The sequence below is a fragment of the Actinomadura sp. KC345 genome (genome assembly GCF_004348515.1).
Lineage (GTDB): Bacteria > Actinomycetota > Actinomycetes > Streptosporangiales > Streptosporangiaceae > Spirillospora.
Genome location: NZ_SMKH01000070.1, coordinates 1 through 22,654, shown reverse-complemented (window position 1 = coordinate 22,654; position 22,654 = coordinate 1). Strand labels below are relative to the sequence as shown.

The 22,654-nt window shown below is 70.8% G+C and carries 24 protein-coding genes; 17 read left to right on the top strand and 7 right to left on the bottom strand.

All coding sequences use genetic code 11. From position 1 onward, the window contains the following. Positions 1-15: 15 nt before the first annotated feature. The 14 genes from E1281_RS14455 (at position 16) to E1281_RS14390 (ending at position 12,744) form a co-directional block, all read left to right on the top strand. The gene (locus E1281_RS14455) at positions 16-1,125 is read left to right on the top strand and encodes a DUF2207 domain-containing protein (RefSeq protein ID WP_165958928.1); all 1,110 of its coding nucleotides are present in this window, start codon (positions 16-18) and stop codon (positions 1,123-1,125) included. A gap of 188 nt (positions 1,126-1,313) precedes the next feature. Next, positions 1,314-2,468 carry an MraY family glycosyltransferase gene (locus E1281_RS14450; protein WP_131878301.1) on the top strand — a complete coding sequence of 385 codons (1,155 nt, stop codon included), beginning with the start codon at positions 1,314-1,316 and terminating at the stop codon, positions 2,466-2,468. 241 nt (positions 2,469-2,709) lie between these two features. After that, a complete protein-coding gene (locus tag E1281_RS14445; RefSeq protein WP_131878299.1) occupies positions 2,710-3,129 on the top strand; it encodes a hypothetical protein in 420 nt (139 codons plus the stop codon). An 84-nt stretch (positions 3,130-3,213) separates the two neighbouring features. Next, complete coding sequence (locus E1281_RS14440; protein ID WP_131878297.1) at positions 3,214-3,438, top strand: hypothetical protein; 225 nt, start codon at positions 3,214-3,216, stop codon at positions 3,436-3,438. A gap of 61 nt (positions 3,439-3,499) precedes the next feature. Next, entirely contained in the window at positions 3,500-4,297 is a 798-nt protein-coding gene (atpB, locus tag E1281_RS14435; protein WP_131878295.1) for a F0F1 ATP synthase subunit A, read from the top strand. 108 nt (positions 4,298-4,405) lie between these two features. Next, complete coding sequence (gene atpE, locus E1281_RS14430) at positions 4,406-4,636, top strand: ATP synthase F0 subunit C (protein ID WP_131878293.1); 231 nt, start codon at positions 4,406-4,408, stop codon at positions 4,634-4,636. 32 nt (positions 4,637-4,668) lie between these two features. Further along, the gene (locus E1281_RS14425; protein ID WP_131878288.1) at positions 4,669-5,226 is read left to right on the top strand and encodes a F0F1 ATP synthase subunit B; all 558 of its coding nucleotides are present in this window, start codon (positions 4,669-4,671) and stop codon (positions 5,224-5,226) included. After that, positions 5,223-6,044: a F0F1 ATP synthase subunit delta gene (locus tag E1281_RS14420; protein ID WP_131878286.1), complete on the top strand. Its 822-nt coding sequence runs from the start codon at positions 5,223-5,225 to the stop codon at positions 6,042-6,044. The genes E1281_RS14425 and E1281_RS14420 overlap by 4 nt, the downstream gene beginning before the upstream one ends. Positions 6,045-6,162: 118 nt before the next feature. After that, positions 6,163-7,797, top strand: a complete 1,635-nt coding sequence (atpA, locus tag E1281_RS14415; RefSeq protein WP_131878284.1) for a F0F1 ATP synthase subunit alpha — start codon at positions 6,163-6,165, stop codon at positions 7,795-7,797. A 5-nt stretch (positions 7,798-7,802) separates the two neighbouring features. Then, entirely contained in the window at positions 7,803-8,699 is an 897-nt protein-coding gene (locus E1281_RS14410) for a F0F1 ATP synthase subunit gamma (RefSeq protein ID WP_131878282.1), read from the top strand. Between the two features lie 3 nt (positions 8,700-8,702). Continuing rightward, entirely contained in the window at positions 8,703-10,133 is a 1,431-nt protein-coding gene (gene atpD / locus E1281_RS14405; protein ID WP_131878280.1) for a F0F1 ATP synthase subunit beta, read from the top strand. Positions 10,134-10,197: 64 nt separating this feature from the next. Continuing rightward, positions 10,198-10,584 carry a F0F1 ATP synthase subunit epsilon gene (locus E1281_RS14400; RefSeq protein ID WP_131878278.1) on the top strand — a complete coding sequence of 129 codons (387 nt, stop codon included), beginning with the start codon at positions 10,198-10,200 and terminating at the stop codon, positions 10,582-10,584. 36 nt (positions 10,585-10,620) lie between these two features. Then, on the top strand, positions 10,621-11,085 hold the full coding sequence (locus E1281_RS14395) for a DUF2550 domain-containing protein (protein ID WP_131878276.1): 465 nt from the start codon (positions 10,621-10,623) through the stop codon (positions 11,083-11,085). Positions 11,086-11,217: 132 nt separating this feature from the next. Next, positions 11,218-12,744 (top strand): M28 family peptidase, encoded by a 1,527-nt coding sequence (locus E1281_RS14390; RefSeq protein ID WP_131878274.1) that lies wholly within the window; start codon positions 11,218-11,220, stop codon positions 12,742-12,744. Here the strand turns inward: E1281_RS14390 and E1281_RS14385 are convergent. After that, the gene (locus E1281_RS14385) at positions 12,729-13,673 is read right to left on the bottom strand and encodes a DUF4097 family beta strand repeat-containing protein (protein ID WP_131878273.1); all 945 of its coding nucleotides are present in this window, start codon (positions 13,671-13,673) and stop codon (positions 12,729-12,731) included. The genes E1281_RS14390 and E1281_RS14385 overlap by 16 nt on opposite strands. 117 nt (positions 13,674-13,790) lie before the next feature. Continuing rightward, the gene (locus E1281_RS14380; protein ID WP_131878271.1) at positions 13,791-14,417 is read right to left on the bottom strand and encodes a cob(I)yrinic acid a,c-diamide adenosyltransferase; all 627 of its coding nucleotides are present in this window, start codon (positions 14,415-14,417) and stop codon (positions 13,791-13,793) included. A 72-nt stretch (positions 14,418-14,489) separates the two neighbouring features. Here E1281_RS14380 and E1281_RS14375 point away from each other — a divergent pair, with 72 nt between their 5' ends. Together E1281_RS14375 and E1281_RS14370 are read left to right on the top strand one after the other, a co-directional pair. Further along, positions 14,490-16,082, top strand: a complete 1,593-nt coding sequence (locus E1281_RS14375; protein WP_131878269.1) for a GMC family oxidoreductase N-terminal domain-containing protein — start codon at positions 14,490-14,492, stop codon at positions 16,080-16,082. Between the two features lie 182 nt (positions 16,083-16,264). Further along, positions 16,265-17,671 (top strand): FAD-binding oxidoreductase, encoded by a 1,407-nt coding sequence (locus E1281_RS14370; RefSeq protein ID WP_131878267.1) that lies wholly within the window; start codon positions 16,265-16,267, stop codon positions 17,669-17,671. 324 nt (positions 17,672-17,995) lie between these two features. Here the strand turns inward: E1281_RS14370 and E1281_RS14365 are convergent, their stop codons facing one another. From E1281_RS14365 to nucS, 5 genes are all read right to left on the bottom strand, one after another. Further along, on the bottom strand, positions 17,996-18,490 hold the full coding sequence (locus E1281_RS14365; RefSeq protein ID WP_131878265.1) for a GNAT family N-acetyltransferase: 495 nt from the start codon (positions 18,488-18,490) through the stop codon (positions 17,996-17,998). 56 nt (positions 18,491-18,546) lie between these two features. Then, positions 18,547-20,046 (bottom strand): aldehyde dehydrogenase family protein, encoded by a 1,500-nt coding sequence (locus tag E1281_RS14360; protein WP_131878263.1) that lies wholly within the window; start codon positions 20,044-20,046, stop codon positions 18,547-18,549. A gap of 103 nt (positions 20,047-20,149) precedes the next feature. Further along, entirely contained in the window at positions 20,150-20,938 is a 789-nt protein-coding gene (locus E1281_RS14355; RefSeq protein WP_131878261.1) for a site-2 protease family protein, read from the bottom strand. Positions 20,939-21,011: 73 nt separating this feature from the next. Next, positions 21,012-21,596 (bottom strand): TetR/AcrR family transcriptional regulator, encoded by a 585-nt coding sequence (locus E1281_RS14350; protein WP_131878259.1) that lies wholly within the window; start codon positions 21,594-21,596, stop codon positions 21,012-21,014. Positions 21,597-21,651: 55 nt separating this feature from the next. Then, positions 21,652-22,332 carry an endonuclease NucS gene (nucS, locus tag E1281_RS14345; RefSeq protein ID WP_131878257.1) on the bottom strand — a complete coding sequence of 227 codons (681 nt, stop codon included), beginning with the start codon at positions 22,330-22,332 and terminating at the stop codon, positions 21,652-21,654. A 118-nt stretch (positions 22,333-22,450) separates the two neighbouring features. Here nucS and E1281_RS14340 point away from each other — a divergent pair. After that, the coding region (locus tag E1281_RS14340) for a hypothetical protein (RefSeq protein ID WP_131878255.1) at positions 22,451-22,654 on the top strand (204 nt) is incomplete at its 3' end.

The following is a 22,654-nucleotide window of genomic DNA, read 5'->3' as shown; positions in this document are numbered from 1 at the left end:
GGCAACGGTGAAACCATGCCTGACGTGCGTGGCCGTGTCCGGGGGCCCGCGATCGCCGCGGGCGTGCTGCTGCTGACCCTGGTCCTGATGCTGCCCGCACGAGCCGCCGCCGGCTCGTCCCCCGACACGGACGGGACGGGCGGCACCGGCGGGACCGCCGAGCCCGCTCCCGGCGTCTCCGGGGCCGTGCCGCCTCCGGAGACCGCCACCGGAGGGCTCGCGGAGAGCATCGCGACCTACGACGTCGTCCTCGCCGCCGGCACCGACGGGATCCTGCGCGTGCGGGAGACGATCACCTACGACTTCGACGAGGCCGGGGGGCACGGGATCGTCCGGCCCGTGCCGTTCCGCAGGGGCGACCGGGTGTACGAGGTCCGCGGCATCAGGACCAGCTCGTCGACGGGCGCCCCGTCCCGGGCCGAGACGACGAGGCTGCTGAACGACGTGCAGATCAGCGTCGGCGGAGGGCGGCGCGAGGTCCGCGGGCGGCAGGCCTACGTGATCGAGTACGAGGTGGCGGGGGTCTTCACGCCCCGCGAGGAGCACGACGAACTGGTCTGGGACGCGCTCGGCAGAAGCTGGAACGTCCCGATCAGGAACGCGGCGGTCCGGGTGGAGGCGCCGGTGCCGCCGCGGCGCGTGACCTGCCACGCCGGCGTCCCCGGCGCGACGACCCGGTGCATGCGCGACCGCGACGGCCCCTACGCGGTCGAGTTCATCCAGCGCGCCCTCGCCCCGCACGAGGGCATGAGGATCCGGGTCGAGCTGCCCAAGCGCGCGATCTCCGTCCCCGCTCCGCGGTACCTCCCGCCGCGCTGGGCCGGTGACTGGCCGGGGACCGCGATGCTCGCGCTGTCCCTCGGGATGGTGGTGCTGCTGCCCCGCCGTCCGGTGCCGCGCCGGCGCGCCGGGACGGCCCTGGCCGCGGCGGGCGCGCTGCTGGTCGTCGCCGACGCGGGCGACGACGTCGCGGCGCACGGGCCGTGGGCGTTCTCGCTGGGAGACAGGTGCCTCGCCGGCCTCGCGCTGATGATCGCGGGGGCCGGGGTGCTGTGCGTCCACCGCCTCCGGACCGACCGCGTGCCGCGGCGCACGACGGCGCGAGACGGCGTAAGGCGCGGATAAGGCGGCGTAAGGCGGCACGTGCGGGGCGCCGGGAGGATTACAGTTGGTCGGTCGCGACCGTGAACAGACCATCCCGGTCAGCCGTCTATCAGGGTGACGGCGCCGGATGTGCGAGGCCGGGCGTACGGGGCAGTCAACCGTCCAGTGGCGATCAGCGCCAGTGGCGATCAGCGAAGGAGGCGCCTGGAGTGCGGGAATACCTGCTCGCCATCCTGGTCGCCGCGCTGGTCGCCTACCTGCTGACCCCGCTGGTGCGCAGGTTCGCCGTCTGGTTCGGGGCGCAGGCCGTTCCCCGCGAGCGCGACGTCCACGTCATCCCGACGCCCCGGCTGGGCGGCCTCGCGATGTTCGGCGGGATGGTGGCGGCGCTGGTGGTGGCGACCGGGCTGCCGGAGATGCGCAAGGTCCTCGCGGACGGCGACGTCAGCGTCGCCAAGGCCCTGCTGCTGTCGGGCGGGCTGATGGTGCTGATCGGCATCGCCGACGACCGCTGGGAGGTGGACGCGCTCACCAAGTTCGCCGGTCAGGTCGCGGCCGCCGGGATCTTCATCATGCAGGGCATCCAGATCTACGTGATCCCGCTGCCGACGGGCGAGTCGCTGTCGCTTCCGCCCGCCTACGGGGTGCCGCTGACCGTCCTGGTGGTGGTGGCCACGATCAACGCGGTCAACTTCATCGACGGGCTCGACGGGCTGGCCGCGGGCGTGGTGGGGATCGCCGCGCTGGCGCTGTTCTCCTACGCCTACCTGCTGTCGCGGACGAACGGGATGACCACCCTGAGCGCCGCGACCCTCATCGCCGCGGTGCTGTTCGGGATGTGCGCCGGCTTCCTGCCGCACAACTTCAGCCCGGCCAAGATCTTCATGGGCGACACCGGCTCGATGCTGATCGGGCTGCTGCTCAGCGCGTCCACGATCATGCTGACCGGCCAGTTCGACCCGGCCATCCTCGCCAACGGGCTGTTCCCGTTCTTCGTGCCGGTGCTGCTGATCCCGGCGGTGGCGGCGGTCCCGTTCATGGACATGCTGCTCGCCGTGTGGCGGCGGACGAACCAGGGCAGGTCGCCGTTCGCCCCCGACAAGCAGCACCTGCACCACCGGCTGCTGCAGCTCGGCCACTCCACCCGCCGCGCCGTCCTGATCATGTACTTCTGGGTCGGCCTGCTGGCCTCCGGGCTGGTCGGCCTGGCGCTGTTCGACGCCGCCTGGATCACCCTCGGCGTCACGCTGGTCGTGGCGACCGCCGGTGTCGTGCTGATGATCCGCCCGCCCCGCCGCGGCCGTCGCCGCGGCGCCGCCGCCTCCGGCGACAGGGCCGCCGAGCGGCCGCCCATGCACGTCTGACGGACGCTTCCCGACCCCGGCCGGGACGGTTTCCCGACCCGGCCGGACGGGGCCCTGCCTGCGGATACGATGTGTCCGTCCGGTAGCCTCCGGCGCCCGGGTCACCGGCGGCGGCTCCGGGGAAAGCGGTCCACCCGACCCGAAATCGCGTTACCTCTAGGGTAATTGTGGACAATCCGGACGCTTGTGATACCTTTCACGAACAAGAAACGACCACCCAACGTGACCAGCCGGAGCCCTCATGCAATCCAACGACGCCCGGATGCTCCGCGGCGCCGCGATCCCGACGTCGGTCGCCGGGGTGGGTGCCGTCCTGATCGGCCTGGTGGCCGCCGGCGCCAAGGGCGCCCTCGCGGCGGCGCTGGCCACGGTCGTGGTGATCGCGTTCTTCTCGATCAGCGCGCTCGTCGTCTCCTGGGCCGGGAAGATCTCGCCGCAGACGATGATGCTCGCCGCGCTCGCCAGCTACATGGTGAAGATCCTCGCGGTGATGGTGCTGGTCACGATCATGGACGGCGTCACGATCTGGAACACCAAGGTCTTCGGCTGGACGGTCATCGCGCTCGCGCTGATCTGGATCGCCGCCGAGTTCCGAGTCGCCCTGCAGCAGAGGTCCTACATTGACGACACCGAGAACGTCCAGCTGGACCGGAGCCCGTGATGCGCGCGCCGCGGACGGTGATGTCCCGCACGGGCTACTCCAATATGACCACCGAGTGCATGGCCTGCTATCGTCCGGAGCGCGATGAGCGAGCAGAAACGTCGGCCGGAGGACGGCCAGCGGGAATTCGCCGACGTCGCCTGGTCCGTACCCGGCTACCTGCTCTCCGGAATGATCATCTGGGGCGGTCTGGGATGGCTGCTGGCCAACTGGACGGGGCAGGACTGGCTGATCCCGATCGGTGTGGTCATCGGCGTCGGGCTCGCCACCTACCTGGTCTACCTGCAGTTCGGTCGCCACACCTCCTGAGCGGCCCCGCCGCCGAGGAAGCGCCCGTGACACATCACCACATTGATGAAGGGAACGCCGCGTGAACGCGCAGACGGTCCTCGCCGCCTCCGAAGGGGGAGAGTTCCAGGCACCGGGCCCGGAGCTTTTCGACTTCCCGCCCCTGTTCGCCGGCGGCCCCGAGTGGCTCACCAAGCCGGTCGTCTTCGCCGTCTTCGGCGCGCTGCTCGTCTGCGGCCTGTTCTGGATGGCGTTCGCCAACCCGAAACTGGTGCCGCGGGGCATGCAGAACGTCGGCGAGATCGGCTACATGTTCGTGCGGGACCAGATCGCCCGCCCGTTCCTCGGCAAGAACACCGACCGGTGGATGCCGCTGCTGATGTCGCTGTTCTTCCTGATCTGGATCTGGAACATCTTCGCGGTGGTCCCCGTCATCCAGTTCCCGATCGCCTCGCACATCGCGTTCCCCGCCGTCCTGGCGATCATCGTCTACGTCACCAAGGTCTACCTGGGCATGAAGCACCAGGGCCCGGTGAAGTACTTCACGAACATGATCCCGCCGGGGCTGCCGCTGCCGGTCTACTTCCTGCTGGTGCCGATCGAGTACCTGTCGACGCTGATCCTGGCGCCCTTCACGCACGCCGTCCGGCTGTTCGCGAACATGTTCGCCGGCCACACGATCATCGCGTTCTTCAGCCTCGTCGGCTTCTGGTTCCTGATCGAGGAGCCCACCTTCAAGGGATTCGGCGTCGGCATCATCGGCGTGGTCGTCACGATCGTCATGGTCGCGTTCGAGCTGCTGATCCAGTTCCTGCAGGCGTTCCTGTTCGCGATGCTCGCCGCCATGTACATCCAGAGCGGCCTGGAGGCCGAGCACTAGAGCCCCGGGGTCCGCGGCGCCGCCCCGGGTGTCACGACCCCGACCGAACCACCAACGTTCAGCCCAGACCGGCGGACGCTCCGCCGGCCGACAGAAAAGGAAAGATCAATGGGAGTCCTCGCCGAGGTCAGCGGTAACGTCACCTCGATCGGATACGGTCTCGCGGCCATCGGCCCGGGCATCGGCGTCGGCATCATCTTCGGTCAGGGCGTGAACGCGATCGCCCGCCAGCCGGAGCTGACCGGCGTCATCCGCACCAACATGATGCTGGGCTTCGTCCTCACCGAGGCGCTGGCGCTGATCGGCCTGGTCGCGCCGTTCATCTTCCAGGGCATCTGAGCACGGGTCTCATCTGAGGAAGGGCTGCAGACATGATCAAAGCAGCGTCCGTCCTAGCGGCGGAGGCGAACAACCCTCTCGTCCCGCACGCGTACGAGCTCGTCGTCGGCACCTTCGCGTTCCTCGTCGTGATGATCGTCCTGGGCAAGATCCTCGTTCCGCGCATCCAGGAGACGCTGGAGCAGCGCAGCGAGGAGATCGAGGGCGGGCTCAAGCGGGCCGAGGAAGCGCAGAAGGAGGCCCAGCGGGTCCTCGACGAGCACAAGGCCCAGCAGAAGGCGGCCGCGGTCGAGGCGTCCAACGAGCGCCGCAAGGCCGAGGAGCAGGGCGCGCAGATCATCGCCCAGGCCAAGGAGCAGGCCCAGGTCGAGGCGCGCCGGATCGTCGACAACGCCAAGGCGCAGATCGAGGCGGAGCGTCAGCAGGCACTGCAGTCGCTGCGGGCCGAGATCGGCGCCATGTCGGTCGAGCTGGCCGGCCGGGTCGTGGGCGAGTCCCTTGAGGACAGCGCGCGGCAGAGCCGGGTCGTCGACCGGTTCCTCGAGGAGCTCGAGGAGCGCGCTCGCACGCAGGAGCAGATCACATCATGACCATCACGGGAGCGGTGAGCAGGGCGTCGCTGGCCGAGGCCAAGGAGCGGTTCGAGGCGGTCGTCCCGTCCGCCGACCTGGCCGTGTTCGGCGGCGACCTGTTCGCGGTGCTGCACCTGATCGACCGCGAGCACGGCGTGCGGCGGGCGGTCTCCGACCCCTCGCGGGACGGTGCCGACAAGGCGCAGCTCGTCCAGATCCTGCTGGAGGGCAAGGTGTCGCCGGCCGCTCTCGGGCTGGTCGCCGACGTCGTCCGGCTGCGCTGGTCCAAGCCGTCGGAGCTGTCGGACGCGGTGGAGGTCCTGGCGGTCACCGCCGAGGCCGCCCGCGCCGAGGCCGACGGGAAGATCGATGACCTGGAGGACGAGCTGTTCCGGTTCTCCCGGGTCGTCGAGGGCGAGGCCGCCCTGCGCGGCGCCCTCGCCGGGCCGGGCCTGCCGGACGACCGCAAGCTCGGCGTGGTCCAGGCGCTGCTGGACGGCAAGGTCACGCCGTCGACGCTGACGCTCGTCACCGAGGCCGTCCTGCGGCCGCGAGGACGTAGCCTGGAAGGCGGGCTGGCCGAGTACGGCAGGCTCGTCGCCCAGCGCAGGCAGCGGCTGGTCGCCCTCGTCCGTACGCCCACCGAGCTTTCGGCGGCGCAGCGGACCCGGCTCGCCGCGGTGCTCGCCGCCGCCTACGGCCACGAAGTACACCTGAACATCGAGCTCGACCCCGCGTCGATCGGCGGACTGTCGATCGAGATCGGGGACGAGATCATCGACGGCACGATCGCCGGACGGCTGGACGACGTCCGCCGGCGGCTCGGCGCCGGCTGAGGCCGGCGGGGAGCCGACTTCAACCGGCGGAACAGAAGCCGACGAAGTCGGCCCGGGGGGTGCGGGGGGTCGACCCCCCTCGGGAGGTACTGGACCCAAAGGGAGCAAGAGAGGAATCATGGCGGAGCTGACGATCCGTCCGGATGAGATCCGGAACGCGCTGGAGCGCTTCGTCCAGTCGTACGAGCCCGAGGCCGCCGCGCGCGAAGAGGTCGGCACCGTCGTCGATTCCGGCGACGGCATCGCCCACATCGAGGGCCTGCCCTCCGCGATGGCGAACGAACTCATCGAGTTCGAGGACGGTACCCGTGGCCTGGCTCTGAACCTGGACGTGCGTGAGATCGGTGCCGTTGTCCTGGGTGACTTCAGCAAGATCGAGGAGGGCCAGAAGGCCCGCCGGACCGGTGAGGTCCTCTCGGTCCCCGTCGGCGACGGCTTCCTCGGCCGCGTCGTGGACGCGCTGGGCAACCCCCTGGACGGCCAGGGCCCGATCGAGAGCACCGAGCGCCGCGCGCTCGAACTGCAGGCGCCCAGCGTCGTGCAGCGGCAGTCGGTCAGCGAGCCGCTGCAGACCGGCATCAAGGCCATCGACGCGATGACCCCGATCGGGCGCGGCCAGCGGCAGCTGATCATCGGTGACCGGCAGACCGGCAAGACGACCGTCTGCGTGGACACCATCATCAACCAGAAGGAGAACTGGGAGTCCGGCGACGAGAGCAAGCAGGTCCGCTGCATCTACGTCGCGGTCGGCCAGAAGGGCTCCACGATCGCCAACGTCCGGCAGTCCCTCGAGGAAGCCGGCGCGCTGGAGTACACCACGATCGTGGCGGCCCCCGCGTCGGAGCCGGCGGGCTACAAGTACATCGCCCCCTACACCGGGTCCGCGATCGGGCAGCACTGGATGTACCAGGGCAAGCACGTCCTGATCATCTTCGACGACCTGTCCAAGCAGGCCGAGGCCTACCGCGCGGTGTCGCTGCTGCTGCGCCGCCCGCCGGGCCGCGAGGCCTACCCCGGTGACGTCTTCTACCTGCACTCGCGGCTGCTGGAGCGCTGCGCGAAGCTGTCGGACGACATGGGCGGCGGCTCGATGACGGGCCTGCCGATCATCGAGACCAAGGGCAACGACGTGTCGGCCTACATCCCGACGAACGTCATCTCCATCACCGACGGGCAGTGCTTCCTGGAGACCGACCTGTTCAACCAGGGCGTCCGGCCGGCGATCAACGTCGGCATCTCGGTGTCCCGGGTCGGCGGCGACGCGCAGGTCAAGGTCATGAAGACGGTCGCCGGTACGCTGCGCCTCGCGCTGTCGCAGTTCCGTGACCTGGAGGCGTTCGCCGCCTTCGCGTCCGACCTGGACGCCGCCTCGCGTGCGCAGCTGGACCGCGGCGCCCGCCTGGTCGAGCTGCTGAAGCAGCCGCAGGGCAGCCCGTTCCCGGTCGAGCAGGAGGTCGTGTCCGTGTGGGCGGGCACCTCCGGCGAGCTGGACGACGTGCCCGTCGCCGACATCCGGCGCTTCGAGCGCGAGTTCCTCGACTACATGGAGCGCGAGGAGAGCGGCCTGCTGGCCACCATCCGGGAGACCGGCAAGCTGTCCGACGACGGCTTCGCCAGCCTCAGGAACGCCATGGCGGCGTTCAAGAAGGGCTTCCAGACCAGCGAGGGCGAGATCCTGGCGGACGAGCCCGTCGAGCCGATCGCGGACGAGGACGTCGGCCAGGAGACGATCACCCGCGTCAAGAAGGACTGACGGCGATGGCCGCACAGCTACGCCAACTCCGGCAGCGGGTCAAGTCGGTCAAGTCGACCGCCAAGATCACGCGCGCCCAGGAGATGATCGCCACCTCGCGGATCGTCAAGGCCCAGCAGGCGGTGGCGGCGTCCAAGCCGTACGCCGACCGGATCACGCAGGCCCTGAGTGCGCTGGTGAGCCATCACGTGGGCATCGACCATCCGCTGCTCCAGGAGCAGCCGACCGACAACCGCAGCGCGGTGCTGGTCATCACCAGCGACGGCGGCTTCTGCGGGGCGTACAACGTGAACGTCGTGCGTGAGGCCGAGGCGCTGGTCAAGCGGCTGCGGAACGAGGGCCGCGAGCCGGTGCCGTACGTGGTCGGCACCAAGGGCATCACCTGGTACCGGTTCCGTGACCGGCACATCCAGGAGTCCTGGTCCGGGTTCACCGACCGGCCCGACTTCGCCTCGGCGGAGCGGATCGGCCGGCGGCTCACCGACGACTTCCTGAAGACGGACGCCGAGGGCGGTGTCGGTGAGATCCACGTGGTCTACACCGAGTTCGTCACGCGGCTGACGCAGGAGGTCCGGGTCACGCGCCTGATGCCGCTGGAACTGGACGAGGTCTCCAGCGACAAGGTGCCGCCGGCGTACGAGTTCGAGCCGTCGGCGCAGGCCGCGCTGGACCTGATGCTGCCCAACTACGTCGAGAGCCGCATCTTCCACATGCTGCTGCAGTCGGCGGCGTCCTTCCAGGCGTCGAAGCAGCGGGCGATGAAGTCGGCGACCGACAACGCGAACGAACTGGTCGAGGTCTACACGCGCCAGATGAACCAGGCGCGGCAGGCCATGATCACCCAGGAAATCAGCGAGATCGTCGGTGGCGCTGACGCGCTCGCCGATTCTGGCGGGGAGTAGATAATGACTGCACAGGTAGAGGCGGCGACCGCGACCGGGCGCGTCGCTCGTGTCATCGGCCCGGTCGTCGACGTGGAGTTCCCCGCCGACGCCATCCCGGAGATCTACAACGCCCTCCGCGTGGAGGCGAACCTGGGCGGCGACGTCCAGACCCTGACCATGGAGGTCGCCCAGCACCTCGGCGACAACATGGTCCGGGCGATCTCGATGCGGCCCACCGACGGCGTCGTCCGCGGCGCGCCCGTCGTCGACAGCGGCGAGGCCATCTCGGTTCCGGTCGGCGACGTCACCAAGGGCCACGTGTGGAACGCCCTCGGCGAGGCGCTGGACGTCCCGACCGCCTCGCTGGAGATCAATGAGCGCTGGGGCATCCACCGCGGCGCCCCGCCGTTCGACCAGCTGGAGTCCAAGACCGAGATGCTGGAGACCGGCATCAAGGTCATCGACCTGCTCGCCCCGTACGTCAAGGGCGGCAAGATCGGCCTGTTCGGCGGCGCGGGCGTGGGCAAGACGGTCCTCATCCAGGAGATGATCCGCCGTGTCGCCCGCAACTTCGGCGGCACCTCGGTGTTCGCCGGCGTCGGCGAGCGCACCCGTGAGGGCAACGACCTCTGGGTGGAGATGGCCGAGGCGGACGTCCTCAAGGACACCGCGATGGTGTTCGGCCAGATGGACGAGCCGCCGGGCACCCGGCTGCGGGTGGCGCTGTCCGCGCTGACGATGGCGGAGTACTTCCGCGACGTGCAGAACCAGGACGTGCTGTTGTTCATCGACAACATCTTCCGGTTCACCCAGGCCGGCTCGGAGGTCTCCACGCTGCTCGGGCGCATGCCGTCCGCGGTGGGGTACCAGCCGACGCTGGCCGACGAGATGGGCGTGCTGCAGGAGCGGATCACCTCGACGCGCGGTAACTCGATCACCTCGATGCAGGCGATCTACGTGCCCGCCGACGACATCACCGACCCGGCGCCGCACACCACGTTCGCGCACCTGGACGCCACCACGACCCTGGCGCGGAGCATCTCCGAGAAGGGGATCTTCCCGGCGGTCGACCCGCTCGACTCCACCTCGCGGATCATGGACCCGCAGATCCTGGGGAACGAGCACTACGAGGTCGCGCAGGAGGTGAAGCGGATCCTGCAGAAGTACAAGGAGCTGCAGGACATCATCGCGATCCTCGGTATCGACGAGCTGTCCGAAGAGGACAAGGTCACGGTCAACCGGGCGCGACGCATCGAGCGCTTCCTGTCGCACCCGATGTACGTGGCCGAGCAGTTCACCGGCCAGCCCGGTGAGACGGTCTCCAAGGACGAGACCGTGTCCTCGTTCAAGGCGCTGGCCGAGGGCAAGTACGACCACCTGCCCGAGCAGGCGTTCTTCATGTGCGGTGGCATCGAGGACGTCGAGAAGAAGGCCAAGGAGCTGGAGAGGTAGTCCGCTCCGGCGGGGCCGTCCCCTCGCGGGTGCGGCCCCGCTTCAGCTAGTCGGAGGAACAGACGTGGCAAACCTGAAGGTCGGGCTGGTGTCGCCGGAGCGCGAGATCTGGTCCGGCGAGGCCAAGATGGTGGTCGCGCAGACCATCGAGGGGTCGCTCGGCATCCTGCCGGGCCATGCCCCGGTGCTGGGCGTCCTCCTCGACGGCAGCGTGGTGAAGATCGAGCCCGCCGACGGCGGCGAGCCGATCACCGCGATGGTCGGCAGCGGCTTCTTCTCCGTCGCGGCCGACGAGGTGGCGGTCCTGGCCGAGCAGGCCGAGCTGGGCGTGGAGATCGACGTTCAGGAGGCCAGGCAGGCGCTGGAGGACGCGCTCGGCGCCGAGAGCGAGGACGCGACGCCGGAGCGGCGGGCCCGGGCGCGGCTGCGCGCGGCGGGCATCGAAGCCTAGGCGCGGGCACGGCGGCTGCGACGGACGGCGGGGGACTTGGGCGAGCAGCTGGCACTGGACGCGGGCGGGGTGCTCGCCGCGCTCGTCCTGCTGGCCGCGCTGCTCTACGCCTCCATGGCGGTGCGCCGCCGGCTGCTCGCGCGGGGCGGTGGTGCCGTCGAGTGCAGTCTGCGGGTGCTGCATCCGGAGGGCGGAGCCCCGGGAGTGTGGCGCCTCGGCATCGGCCGCTACAAGGGCGACGCCCTGCACTGGCACCGCGTGTTCGGATTCCGCAGCAGGCCCCGGCAGGTGATTCACCGCCGGGGCCTCTCCGTGTCCAACCGGCGCGAGCCGGATCCGGAGGAGGCCGAGGGGCTGCTCCCGGACGTGAGCATCATCGAGGTCAGGGACGGCGACCTGAGCGTGGAACTGGCGATGGGCGCGGCGGCCATGACCGGCTTCCTGTCCTGGCTGGAGGCGGCCCCGCCGGGCTCCCCCGTGGAACTGCACCCTCCGGAATGAGCCCGTGCCGGGCATGAGCTGGTAAGGCGCCGGTATCGAATTGGCGTGGCCGCCGTGCCGCTCGTTGAGCCGGGTGGAGCGCGGGAGCAGGATCGCTGCTGGTCCGCTCCGTCTCCATCCGCAGGAGTGCACGTGCGCAAGCTGCTCACCGGCGCCGCCGTGGCGCTGCCCGCCGCCTTTCTGCCCGCGGCCTTCCTCCCGTCGGTGCTGCCCGCCGCGGGTGCCGCGCCGGCGCGTCCCGACCTGGCCAAGCTGGTCACGCTGAAGGACGTCGAGGCCCACCTGAGGGCGTTCGAGGAGATCGCCGACTACAACGGCGGTGACCGCGCCGCGGGCGGCCCCGGTTACGGCGTCTCCGTGCGGTACGTCGCCGGGCGGCTGAAAGAGGCGGGGTTCACGCCGAAGATCCAGAGGTTCTCCTACCCGTACTGGCGGGAGAAGTCGGACGCGGTGCTGGCCCGGACGTCGCCGTCCAAGAAGGCCTACAAGCGGGGCGACGACTTCGTCACGCTCGCGTACTCGGGCTCGGGCGACGTGACCGCGACCGCCGTCGCCGTCGACGTCCCGGCCAAGGGCAAGGACGGTACGAGCGGCTGCGAGAAAAAGGACTTCAAGGGCTTCGAGAAGGGCTCGATCGCGCTCGTCCAGCGCGGTTCCTGCACGTTCGAGACCAAGGCCGCGAGGGCCGGGGCCGCCGGGGCCAGGGCCGTGGTGATCTACAACGGGCCCGGTGAGAAGGGCCCCGTGAACGGCACGGTCACCAAGCCGTCCAAGATCCCGGTCGTCGGCCCCACCCACGAGACGGGCGCCGCGCTGGCCAAGGAGGCCGCGAAGGGCAGGCTCAAGCTGCGCGTGAAGACCGACACCGTGCACGGGAAGCGGTCGTCGTCCAACGTCGTCGCCGAGACCGACCGGGGACGCGACGACAACGTGGTCCTGCTCGGCGCGCACCTCGACAGCGTCCCGGAGGGCCCCGGGATCAACGACAACGGCACCGGCGCCGCCGCGCTCCTCGCGATCGCCGCCAAGATCGGGGAACTCGGCAAGGACGGCCTCCGCAACCGGGTGCGCTTCGCCTGGTGGGGGGCCGAGGAGGAGGGCCTGCGCGGTTCCACGCACTACGTGGAGGAGCTGTCGCGCAGGGACCGCGAAGCGATCGCCCTGAACCTCAACTTCGACATGCTGGGCTCACGCAACGGCACGCGCGGCGTGTACGACGGTGACCACTCCACCGGGTCCGGGACCCGCGCTCCCGCCGGCTCCGGCGCGATCGAGAAGATGTTCCGGGACTACTTCAAGGGCCGCAAGCTGCCGACGACCGAGAGCGAGTTCAACGGGCGTTCCGACTACGGCCCGTTCGTCGAGCACGGCATCGCGGCGGGCGGCATGGACACCGGCGCCGACGGGGTCAAGACCGCCGCGGAGGCCAAGACGTTCGGCGGCAAGGCCGGCAAGGTGTACGACCCGTGCTACCACGCCGAGTGCGACCGGATGAAGAACGTGCACCTCAAGCTGCTCGACACCAACGTCGACGGGATCGCGCACGTCACCCAGCACCTGGCCCGCACGACCGTGGCGGTCAACGGCGGGGCGCGTATGACCGTGAACCGCGAACCGTCCTACAGGCCCGTCTGGCGGGGGCCCTACCAGCTTCGCTGATCAGCCGGGGCGACGGTGACGTCGCCGTTCGAGGTGTCCAGGACGATTCGGCGCGCGGACGAAGGGTCCTGGAGCACGCTCGGGTCGACCCGGGTGTCGCCGTGGTCGGTGGACGTGCTGATCGCGTAGCCGTGGCCGCCCGGGAGCCGGACGCGGACGTCTCCGTGCCGGCTCTCGCCGCGGGCGTCCGCGGGCGGCGCGGTGAACTGGAGCCTGACGTCGCCGGCGTTGGTCCTGGCGGTGACGCGTTCGGCCGCCAAGCCGTTGGCGTCGATGTCGCCGTGGGTGCCGTGCAGGTCGGCGGTCTTGACGCGGCCGCTGAGGCGGATGGTTCCGTCACTGGCGCGGGCCGTCAGCCGGTCGGCGGTGAGACCGGTCGCGGCGATCGGGCCGTGGGAGCTTCTCAGGTCGGCGGTGGCGGCCCGTCCGGAGACGTTGACCGGCCCGTCGTCGGTGCTGATGGACGCCGACGACGCGCGCAGGTCGCTCACGTTGACCGACCCGTGGTCGCTGTGCAGCTTCACCGTCCCGCCGAGACCGGACGCGACGATCGAGCCGTCGTTGTTGTCGATCTCCACCGGGGTGTCGCGCGGGATCTGGACGCGGTAGGAGACCCCGCAGGTGGTGTAGCCGATCGCGGAGCCGCCGCACTCCGCGGACAGCGTGAGCGTGTCGCCCTCGGTGACGCGACGGGCGTCCGGCTTGTTCTTGTCGTTGGACCAGTGCAGCCGTTCGCTGACCTTGATGGCGGAGGTGTCGGAGGCCGTGACCTCGACCCGGCTCCCGCCGGTCTCGATCTTCAGGGCGGTGACCCCGGCGGGCGCGGTGTAGGAGCGGGTCTCCTCGTCCGTGCCGAAGCTCACGTTCCCGCAGCCGGTCAGCGCCGCCGCCGCGACCGCCAGCATCGCCGTAACCGTCAGGGTCTTCACGTGGTCTCTCCCGTTGTCAGCGGTCCGCCCGTACGCAACCAGCCTGCTCTGGACGGGCCGTCGCCACCAGGAGGTGAGCCGGTGAGAGCGGGGTGGGGCTAACCCCACCCCGGGTCGTCAGCGTTCCCCGCCGGGCTTCCACAGGACGTCGCCGTGCCCGGTGTTGGCGACGCGGCACAGGATGAACAGCAGGTCGGACAGCCGGTTGAGGTACGTGGCGGTCAGGGGGTTCACGCCGCCCTCGGCCGCGTCCGGGTCGCCGTCGGCGGCGGAGCCGTGCGCCTCGACGGCCGCCCACGCGGAGCGTTCGGCGCGCCTGGAGACCGTCCGGGCCACGTGCAGCAGTGCCGCGCCGGGCGTCCCGCCCGGGAGGATGAAGCTGCGCAGCGGTTCGAGCGTCTCGTTCTGCTCGTCGCAGGCCGCCTCCAGCCGCTCGATGTAGGACGGCTCGACGCGCAGCGGCGGGTACTGCGGGTCGGGGACGACCGGCGCGCACAGGTCGGCGCCGACGTCGAACAGGTCGTTCTGGACGCGCGTCAGCAGCGCCACGACGTCCTCGGGCAGCGAGCCGATCGCCAGCGCCGCCCCGATGGCGGCGTTGGCCTCCTCGACGTCGGCGTAGGCGGCCAGCCGCGGGTCGGTCTTGCGGGTGCGCGACGCGTCGCCCAGCGCGGTGGTGCCGTCGTCCCCCGTCCGCGTGTAGATCCGGGACAGTACGACGGGGTTATCCCTGTTCTTCGCCATGACCCTCACCCTAGCCCCGCCGCACGTCGAGGCCGCTTCGGTAGGGTTTCGGAAAGACTCCCGGAGGCCGTCGTGTACGACTACATCATCGTGGGTGCGGGCAGTGCGGGCTGCGTTCTCGCCGCCCGGCTGACCGAGGACCCCTCGGTGAAGGTCCTGCTGCTGGAGGCGGGCCCGCCCGACGACGGGCCCGAGATCCACATCCCGGCCGCCGTGGCGTCGATGATCAAGGGCCCGTACGACTGGGACTACGGCACCGTCCCGCAGGAGCACGCCGCGGGCCGCAGCGTGTACTGGCCGCGGGGGCGCACGCTCGGGGGCAGCTCGTCCACCAACGCGATGATCTACATCCGCGGCGCCCGGCACGACTACGACACCTGGCGCGACGCGTACGGCTGCGCCGGCTGGGGGTACGAGGACCTGCTGCCCTACTTCATCCGCGCCGAGGACCAGCAGCGCGGCGAGGTGCCCTACCACGGCGTGGGCGGGCCGCTGCGCGTGGAGGACCTGCGCTACAGGCACCCGCTGACCCGGGCCTGGGTGCAGTCGGCCAAGGCGTACGGCCTGGCCGCGAACCCCGACTTCAACGGCGCCGAGCAGGACGGGGTCGGCTTCTACCAGGTGACCCAGAAGCGAGGCCGCCGCTGGTCGGCCGCCACCGGATACCTGCACCCGGTCGCACACCGCCCGAACCTCACCGTCGTCACCGACGCCCTCGCCACGCAGGTCGTGATCGAGGACGGCCGGGCCGGCGGCGTCCGCTACGAGGCGCGCGGCGAGACGATGCTGGCCCGCGCCGGGGCCGAGGTCATCCTGTGCGGCGGCGCGGTGAACAGCCCGCAGCTGCTCATGCTCTCCGGCGTCGGCCCCGCCGACCACCTGCGCTCGGTCGGCGTCGACGTGCTGGTCGACTCGCCGGTCGGGCGGGGCCTCCAGGACCACCCGTTCGTGAACGTCATGTTCGCCACGCCCCGCAGCAAGCCCCTGTGGGAGCTGGCGAACGCCCGCTCCCTCGCCCTCTACCAGGCGCTGGGGCGCGGGCCTTACGCGTCCAACGTCGCCGAGGCGGGCGGGTTCGTCCGGACGGCCGAGGGGCTTCCGGCGCCCGACCTCCAGTACCACGTCCTGCCGACGCCGTTCGTGGACCAGGGCCTCGTGGAGGTGTCGGAGCGGCTCCTGTCGGTCATGGTCACCGCGATCTCCATCGCCGGCCGCGGGTCGCTGACCCTGCGCTCCGCCAGCCCGCACGCCAAGCCGCTGATCGACCCCGCCTACCTCGCGGACGGGTCCGACCTGGGCATCCTGGTCGCCGGCGTGCGCCAGGCCCGGGAGATCGCCGCGTCCGGGCCCCTGGCGTCCATGGTCGGCGGGGAGTGGGCCCCCGGCGAGCGCGTCGAGTCCGACGCGGCCGTCGCGGACTTCGTCCGCCGCGAGGTCGCGACGCTGTTCCACCCCACCAGCACGTGCGCGATGGGGGCGGGCGACACGGTCTGCGACCCCGAGTTGCGCGTCCGCGGCGTCGAGGACCTGCGGGTGGTGGACGCCTCGGTCATGCCTGGCGTCCCGCACGGCAACACCAACGCCCCCACGATCGCGATCGCCGAACGCGCCGCCGACCTCATCCGCGGCCGCACCCCCCTCAAGCCCGCCAACGCGTCGGGATAGCCCCCTGGACGCACCCAGGCGATAGGGGGATTTGAGGTGCTTTTCCCCTTTTGTCGCTTGTGGGGGGAATTGGGCAAGAGCATGCTGGTGGTATCCGCCCGTCGGAAAATCTCCGGCGGGGGCATCGATGCTGCGGGCGCGCGATGTGCCGGGTGTGCCGCGGCTCGACGGGGGAGGCACTCATGGAGGCAACGGTCCTGGAAGCCATGCGCACCACGCTGCGCGGCCCGGTCATCGGCCCGCATGACTCGGAGTACGACCGGGCCCGCACGATCTACAACGCGATGATCGACACATGTCCCGCCGCCATCGTCCGGTGCGCCGATGCCGCGGACGTGGTGGACGCGATCGGCCTCATCCGCGAGGCCGGCGCGGAGGCCGCCGTCCGGGGCGGCGGGCACAGCGGTCCCGGCCTGTGCCTGGTGGAGGGCGGTGTGACCCTCGACCTGTCGCCCATGCGCTGGGTGCGCGTCGACCCGGACGCACGCACGGCCGAGGTCGGCGGGGGGAGCCTGCTCAGCGACCTGGACCACGCCACCCACGCGTTCGGGCTGGCCGTGCCCGCGGGGATCGTCTCGACGACCGGGGTCGGCGGGCTCACGCTCGGCGGCGGTCACGGTCATCTCACCCGCAAGTACGGCCTCACGGTGGACAGCCTCCTCTCCGCCGACGTGACCCTGGCGGACGGCACCTGCGTCGCCGCCTCCGAGTCGCACGACCCGGACCTGTTCTGGGCGCTTCGGGGCGGCGGCGGAAACTTCGGCGTCGTCACCTCGTTCACCTACCGGCTCCACCCGGTGCACACGGTCGGCGTCGGCATCACCGCATGGCCGATCGAGGCCACGCGGGACGTCCTGCGGTGGTACCGCGACTTCCTGCCACAGGCGTCCGAGGATCTGACCGGCTTCTTCGCCGTGCTCGTCATCCCTCCCGGGCCGCCGTTCCCGGAGGAGATCCATGGGCGGAAGATGTGCGCCGTCGTCTGGTGCTCCACGGGCGATCCGGACGAGTTGGCGGACGCCCTCGCGCCGGTGGGCGAGCCCGGCCCGCCGGCGTTCCACTTCACCACCCCGATGCCCTACCCGATGCTGCAGACCATGTTCGACGACCTCATTCCGGCCGGGCTGCAGTGGTACTGGCGGGGCGACTTCTTCGACCGCATCACCGATGAGGCGCTCGACGTGCACCAGCGGTACGGATCGGAGATCCCCACCGACCTGTCCACCATGCATCTGTACCCGATCGATGGCGCCGCTCACAGGGTGGGAGCCGACGACACCGCGTGGAGCTACCGGGACGCCGTCTGGTCCGGCGTTTTCGCCGGCATCGACCCCGATCCCGTGAACGCCGAGGTGATCCGGCGGTGGTGCGTGGACTACTCAGAGGCTCTGCACCCGTACTCGATGGGCGGTTCCTACGTGAACTTCCTCGGCGAGGACGAGAGCGAGGACAGGGTCCGGGCCACCTACGGCGATCATTACGAGAAGCTCGCACGGGTCAAGGCGGAGTACGATCCCGACAACTTCTTCCATGCGAACCAGAACATCCACCCGCACGGGCACGGCGTCGCCTCGAACCGCGCCGGATGACCGCCTGAGCGCAACGAAAGCGCCCCCGTCCGGACGGACGGGGGCGCGGCGGGCGTACAGGGTTGCGGGGTCACCGCTTGAGGGCCTTCGCGATGCGGGCGCGGCGGGCGTTCTTCGCCTCGTTCCGCAGGACCCGTACGCGGTCGTTGATGATGGGGACGTTGCTGAACTCCGGGCGGATCATGTCGCTCTCCTTGTTCCCGCCGGACCCTCTCGGCCCGACATGTACAAGGTTCGTTCTAAGGCCCCGGCCCCCACATCGGGACGACGCCTTATCCGAGCCCCTAAGACGCCTTAGATCCCTGGATCCCGGCCCGGAACGTCCTAGGCGACTTCCACGAAACCCAGGCTGTCGTACAGGTGGCGGGCACGGCGGTTGCGGCGGGTCACAGCGAGGGTCAGCGTGTCGTGGTCCTGTTCGGCCAGGGCGTGCATGACGGTCTGGACGAGATCTCGTCCCAGGCCCTGGCCGGTGTGGGAGGGGGCGACGAACAGGAACGCCAGCAGGGGCAGGTCCTTGTAGAGGGTGACGAGGGCGCCGGCGACGGGGCGCTCCTGGCGGTCGGCGACGAAGGAGGCGGCGGGGAGGAAGGTGCCGTACTCGCCGTCCAGGGTGAGGCGGATCTCGCGTGCGGCGCCCGCCGGGCCCTCCACGTCGGCCTCGTCCGGGGTGCCGCGGTAGGCGTCCCACATGGCGGCGGCGAGCGCGGGGAGGTCGTCGCCGGTGAACAGGCGGAAGCCCGGCGGGGGAGGGGGCGTCGCGTGCAGGGGCGCCTGGAGGCGGCTGCGCACCGGTGCGCCGAACGTCCCGGATGTCATGGCTGCGAGTGTAGGCGGCGCCCCCGCGCGGATCCGGCGGGGGCGCCGCGCCGCGGTCAGCGCTTGTAGCGGCGGCCGTGGATCATGTTGATCATGTTGAGGACGCGCGCCATCTCCTTCTCGGTGCGGTCGAAGGAGGTGAGGTTCATCGTCGAGAACCGCTGCCGGGTGATGGCCTTGGGGCGGGTGAACTCGCGCAGGCCGTCCGCGCCGTGGATGCGGCCGAAGCCCGACTCCCCGACGCCGCCGAACGGCAGGGCGGCGACCTGGGCGAACGCGGCGAAGGCGTTGATCGACGTCATGCCGGAGCGCATCCGGCGGGCGATGTCCATCGCGCGGCCCCGGTCGCCGGAGAAGATCGTCCCGGCGAGCCCGTAGCTGGTCTTGTTGGCCTTCTCGACGGCCTCGTCGAGGTCCTTGACGCGGTGGACGGTGATGGTCGGGCCGAACGTCTCCTCGCGGACGGCGGAGGAGTCGTCCGGCACGCCGGTCAGCACGACCGGTTCCACGTAGGGCTTGCGGACGGACTCGGCGCCGCCCACGACGGCCTTGCCGCCCTTGTCGAGGGCGTCCTTGATGTGGCGCTCGATGATGTCGAGCTGGCCCGGCATCGTGATCGGGCCGTAGGCGGCCTCGCGGTCGTAGCCGGGGCGCAGCTCGCGGGCCTTGTCGGTGAGCTTGCCCAGGAACTTGTCGTAGGCGTCGTCGACGACGTAGATGCGCTCGACGCCGATGCAGGTCTGCCCCGCGTTCGACATGGCACCCCACAGCGCGGCGTCGGCGGCCGCGTCGAGGTCGGCGTCGGAGTCGACGATGCAGGCGTCCTTGCCGCCGCACTCGGCGACGATCGGCGTGAGGTTCTCGGCGCAGGCCGCCATGACGCGCTTGGCGGTGCGGGCCGAGCCGGTGAAGGCGATCTTGTCGACGTCGGGGGACGAGGCGAGCGCCGCGCCGGTCTCGCCCAGCCCGGTGATCGTCTGCAGCACGGGGTGCTCGGGGACGACGGCGGCGACCAGCTCTTCCAGGAACACGCCGACGCCGGGCGTGAACTCCGACGGCTTGAAGACCACGGCGTTGCCGGCGGCGAGCGCGTAGGCGATCGAGCCCATCGGCGTGAAGATCGGGTAGTTCCACGGGCCGATCACGCCGATGACGCCGAGCGGCTGGTACTCCAGCACGCATTTCTGGTTGATCGCCATGACGCCGGGGAAGACGGTGCGCGGCCCGAGGGTCTTCTGGGCGTTGCGGGCGGCCCAGTCCAGATGGGAGATCGCCATGATCGTCTCCAGCTGGGCGTCCTGCAGCGGCTTGCCGGTCTCCTCGTGGATGAGCTCGGCCATCCGGTTGAGGTTGCGGGCGAGCGATCCCTTGATGTTGAGCAGCCGGAGCCGGCGCTCCTTCCAGCCGAGGGCGCGCCACCAGCCGGCCGCCTCGCGGGCGCGCTCGACCACCGCGGCGACGGCGGCGGCGTCCTGGACGGGATGCTCGGCGACGACCTCGCCGGTGGCCGGGTTCAGGGACGCGAAGGTTTCGGCGCTCTCCGTGGCCACGGACATGAGGAACCTCCCGGGAGGAGCCTGGTAAGTGATTGCTTGCAGGTGTGTACCGGCTAGTAAATCACCCTACGTCCCGGGAGGTCACCCCAAGGGGGCGACGACCTCAGTCGTTCCACCACTGGAACAGCGAGTGCCCGAACTGGATGGGGAACTCGTCCAGGCCCAGGGCGCCGGTGATGTTGAAGATCAGGTCGAAGAACGCCTGGTTGACCGGTCCCAGCCACAGCAGCGCGATCAGGATGAGGAACGCGTAGCCGCCGTAGGGGGCGACCTTGTCCACCAGCCGGCTCGGGAGGTACGGCTCGATGATCCCGAAGCCGTCCAGGCCGGGGATCGGCAGCAGGTTCAGCACCGCGGCCGTGACCTGCAGAAAAGCCAGGAACGCCACGGCCAGCCAGAACACCCCGTGGTCCTGGTGGGCGAAGTTCTTGTACAGCACCGCGAGCATGATCGCGAACAGCGCGTTGGACAGCGGGCCCGCCGCGGAGATCATGCTGTGCCGCAGCCTGCCGCGGATCCGGTGCCGCTCGATCCAGACGGCGCCGCCCGGCAGCCCGATCCCGCCGAGCACGATGAACACCACCGGGATCACGAAGCTGAGCGCGATGTCGGAGTACTTCAGCGGGTTCAGCGTGAGGTAGCCCTTCGAGACGACGCTGCGGTCGCCCGACCGGTAGGCCATGTAGGCGTGCCCGAACTCGTGCAGGCACAGCGACAGCACCCACGCCGCCAGGACGAACCCGAACACCGCGAGCCGCGCGGGCGTGGACGGATCGTCCGCGTACCGCCAGGCGATCAGGCCGCACAGGACCGTCGCCGCCACGATCGCGAGGAACACCGGGCTCGGCCGGACGGCCGCGCCCCCTCGCGTCCCGTGCGCAGTCCCCTCCATCGTTCGGCCCCTCTCGCACGCGCCGTCTCCGGCGCCGTCCCGTCCGATCTTCGACGCTACCCGCTCGCCGGAGTCACGGAGCCGCGATGACCGGGACGACATAGGTGCGCAGGAAGCGGCGCAGCCCCTCGTCGTCGCGGTCGCGGTCCATCACGATCAGCGAGGTGATGATGCGGAAGAGGAACTCGATGGTCCCCTCCACCTCGATGTCGGCCCTGAGCGTGCGCTGCCGCTGCGCCTGCTCGAAATAGGGCCGCACGTAGTCGCAGCACAGCGCCAGCACGTGCTCGGCCGCGCCGGCCACCGCCGCCTGCATGTGACCCGCCGCCTCCGGCACCAGGAAGTGCGCGACGGTCGGCTCGCTGCGGACGTACCGGACGGCGTCCATCGTGCCCCCGACGATCGCCTCCGGCACCGACCGCTCCCGGCGCAGCCGCTCGGCCAGCCGGTCCAGGAAACGGTGCAGGTCGCGGACGACGACGGCGAGGATCAGCTCGTCCCGTCCGCCGCTGACGCTGCGGTACACGGTCGCCCGGGACAGGTTCGCCGCGGCCGCGATGTCCTCGACCGTGGTCTTGGCGACGCCGAAGCGGCCGAAGCACTCCTCGGCGGCGTCGATGATCCGTTCGCGGGTCGCGTCGGTGCTGACCGGGGACATACCCGAACATTACCGGGAGCCCGCGTCCGTCTCGCCCGCCAGAGCGGCGCGCGTCTCAGAAGAGGGTGCCCTCGTGCTCGATGCCGCGGAGGGAGTCGTAGTCGAGGGTGACGCAGTCGATGCCGCGGTCGGTGGCGAGGACGCGGGCCTGCGGCTTGATCTCCTGCGCCGCGAACACGCCGCGGACGGGCGCGAGATGCGGATCGCGGTTGAGCAGCTCCAGGTAGCGGGTGAGCTGCTCGACGCCGTCGATCTCGCCGCGCCGCTTGATCTCGATGGCGACGGTGGCCATGTCGGCGTCCCGGCACAGGATGTCGACCGGGCCGATCGCGGTCGGGAACTCCCGGCGGATCAGCGTGTATCCGTCCCCGAGCGTGGTGATGTGCTCGGCGAGCAGCTCCTGGAGGTGGGCCTCGACCCCGTCCTTCTGGAGGCCCGGGTCCAGGCCGAGCTCGTGGCTGGAGTCGTGCAGGATCTCCTCGATCGTGAGGATGAGCCGCTCGCCCGACTTGCCGTGCGTGACCGTCCAGCGCGCGACGGCGCCGTTCTCCTCGTAGCTCTCCTCGCGCAGCGAGCAGGGCGGGTTCATCCAGTTGAGGGGCTTGTAGGCGCGGTCGTCGGCATGGACGCTCACGCTGCCGTCCGCCTTGATGAGGATCAGGCGGGGGGCCATCGGCAGGTGGGCGGTGAGCTTGCCGGCGTAGTCGACGCTGCAGCGGGCGATAACGAGACGCACGGCGCCCAACTCTAGCGGCGCGGGCAGGGCGCGTGGGCCGGGTCGCTAAGGCGGTGCGATCGCGGAAATAGGGCGTCGTGCCGATGTGGCGGAGAGCGCCTTAGGACGAACCTCTTGGATGCCGGGCCGTGTTCGGGTGCCCGGCGTCCAGGAGGAGGGGGCCATGTACCACCACGACATCATGCGGTCGGTCATGCGGGAGCGTGCCCGCGAGATGCGGGCGGAGGCACGGGCCGTCCGCGCGGGCCGGCTGGCGCGCCGGGCCCGCGAGTACTGGGCGGACCGTGCCGAACGGACCGCCCGCCCCGCGCGCCCGTCCCGC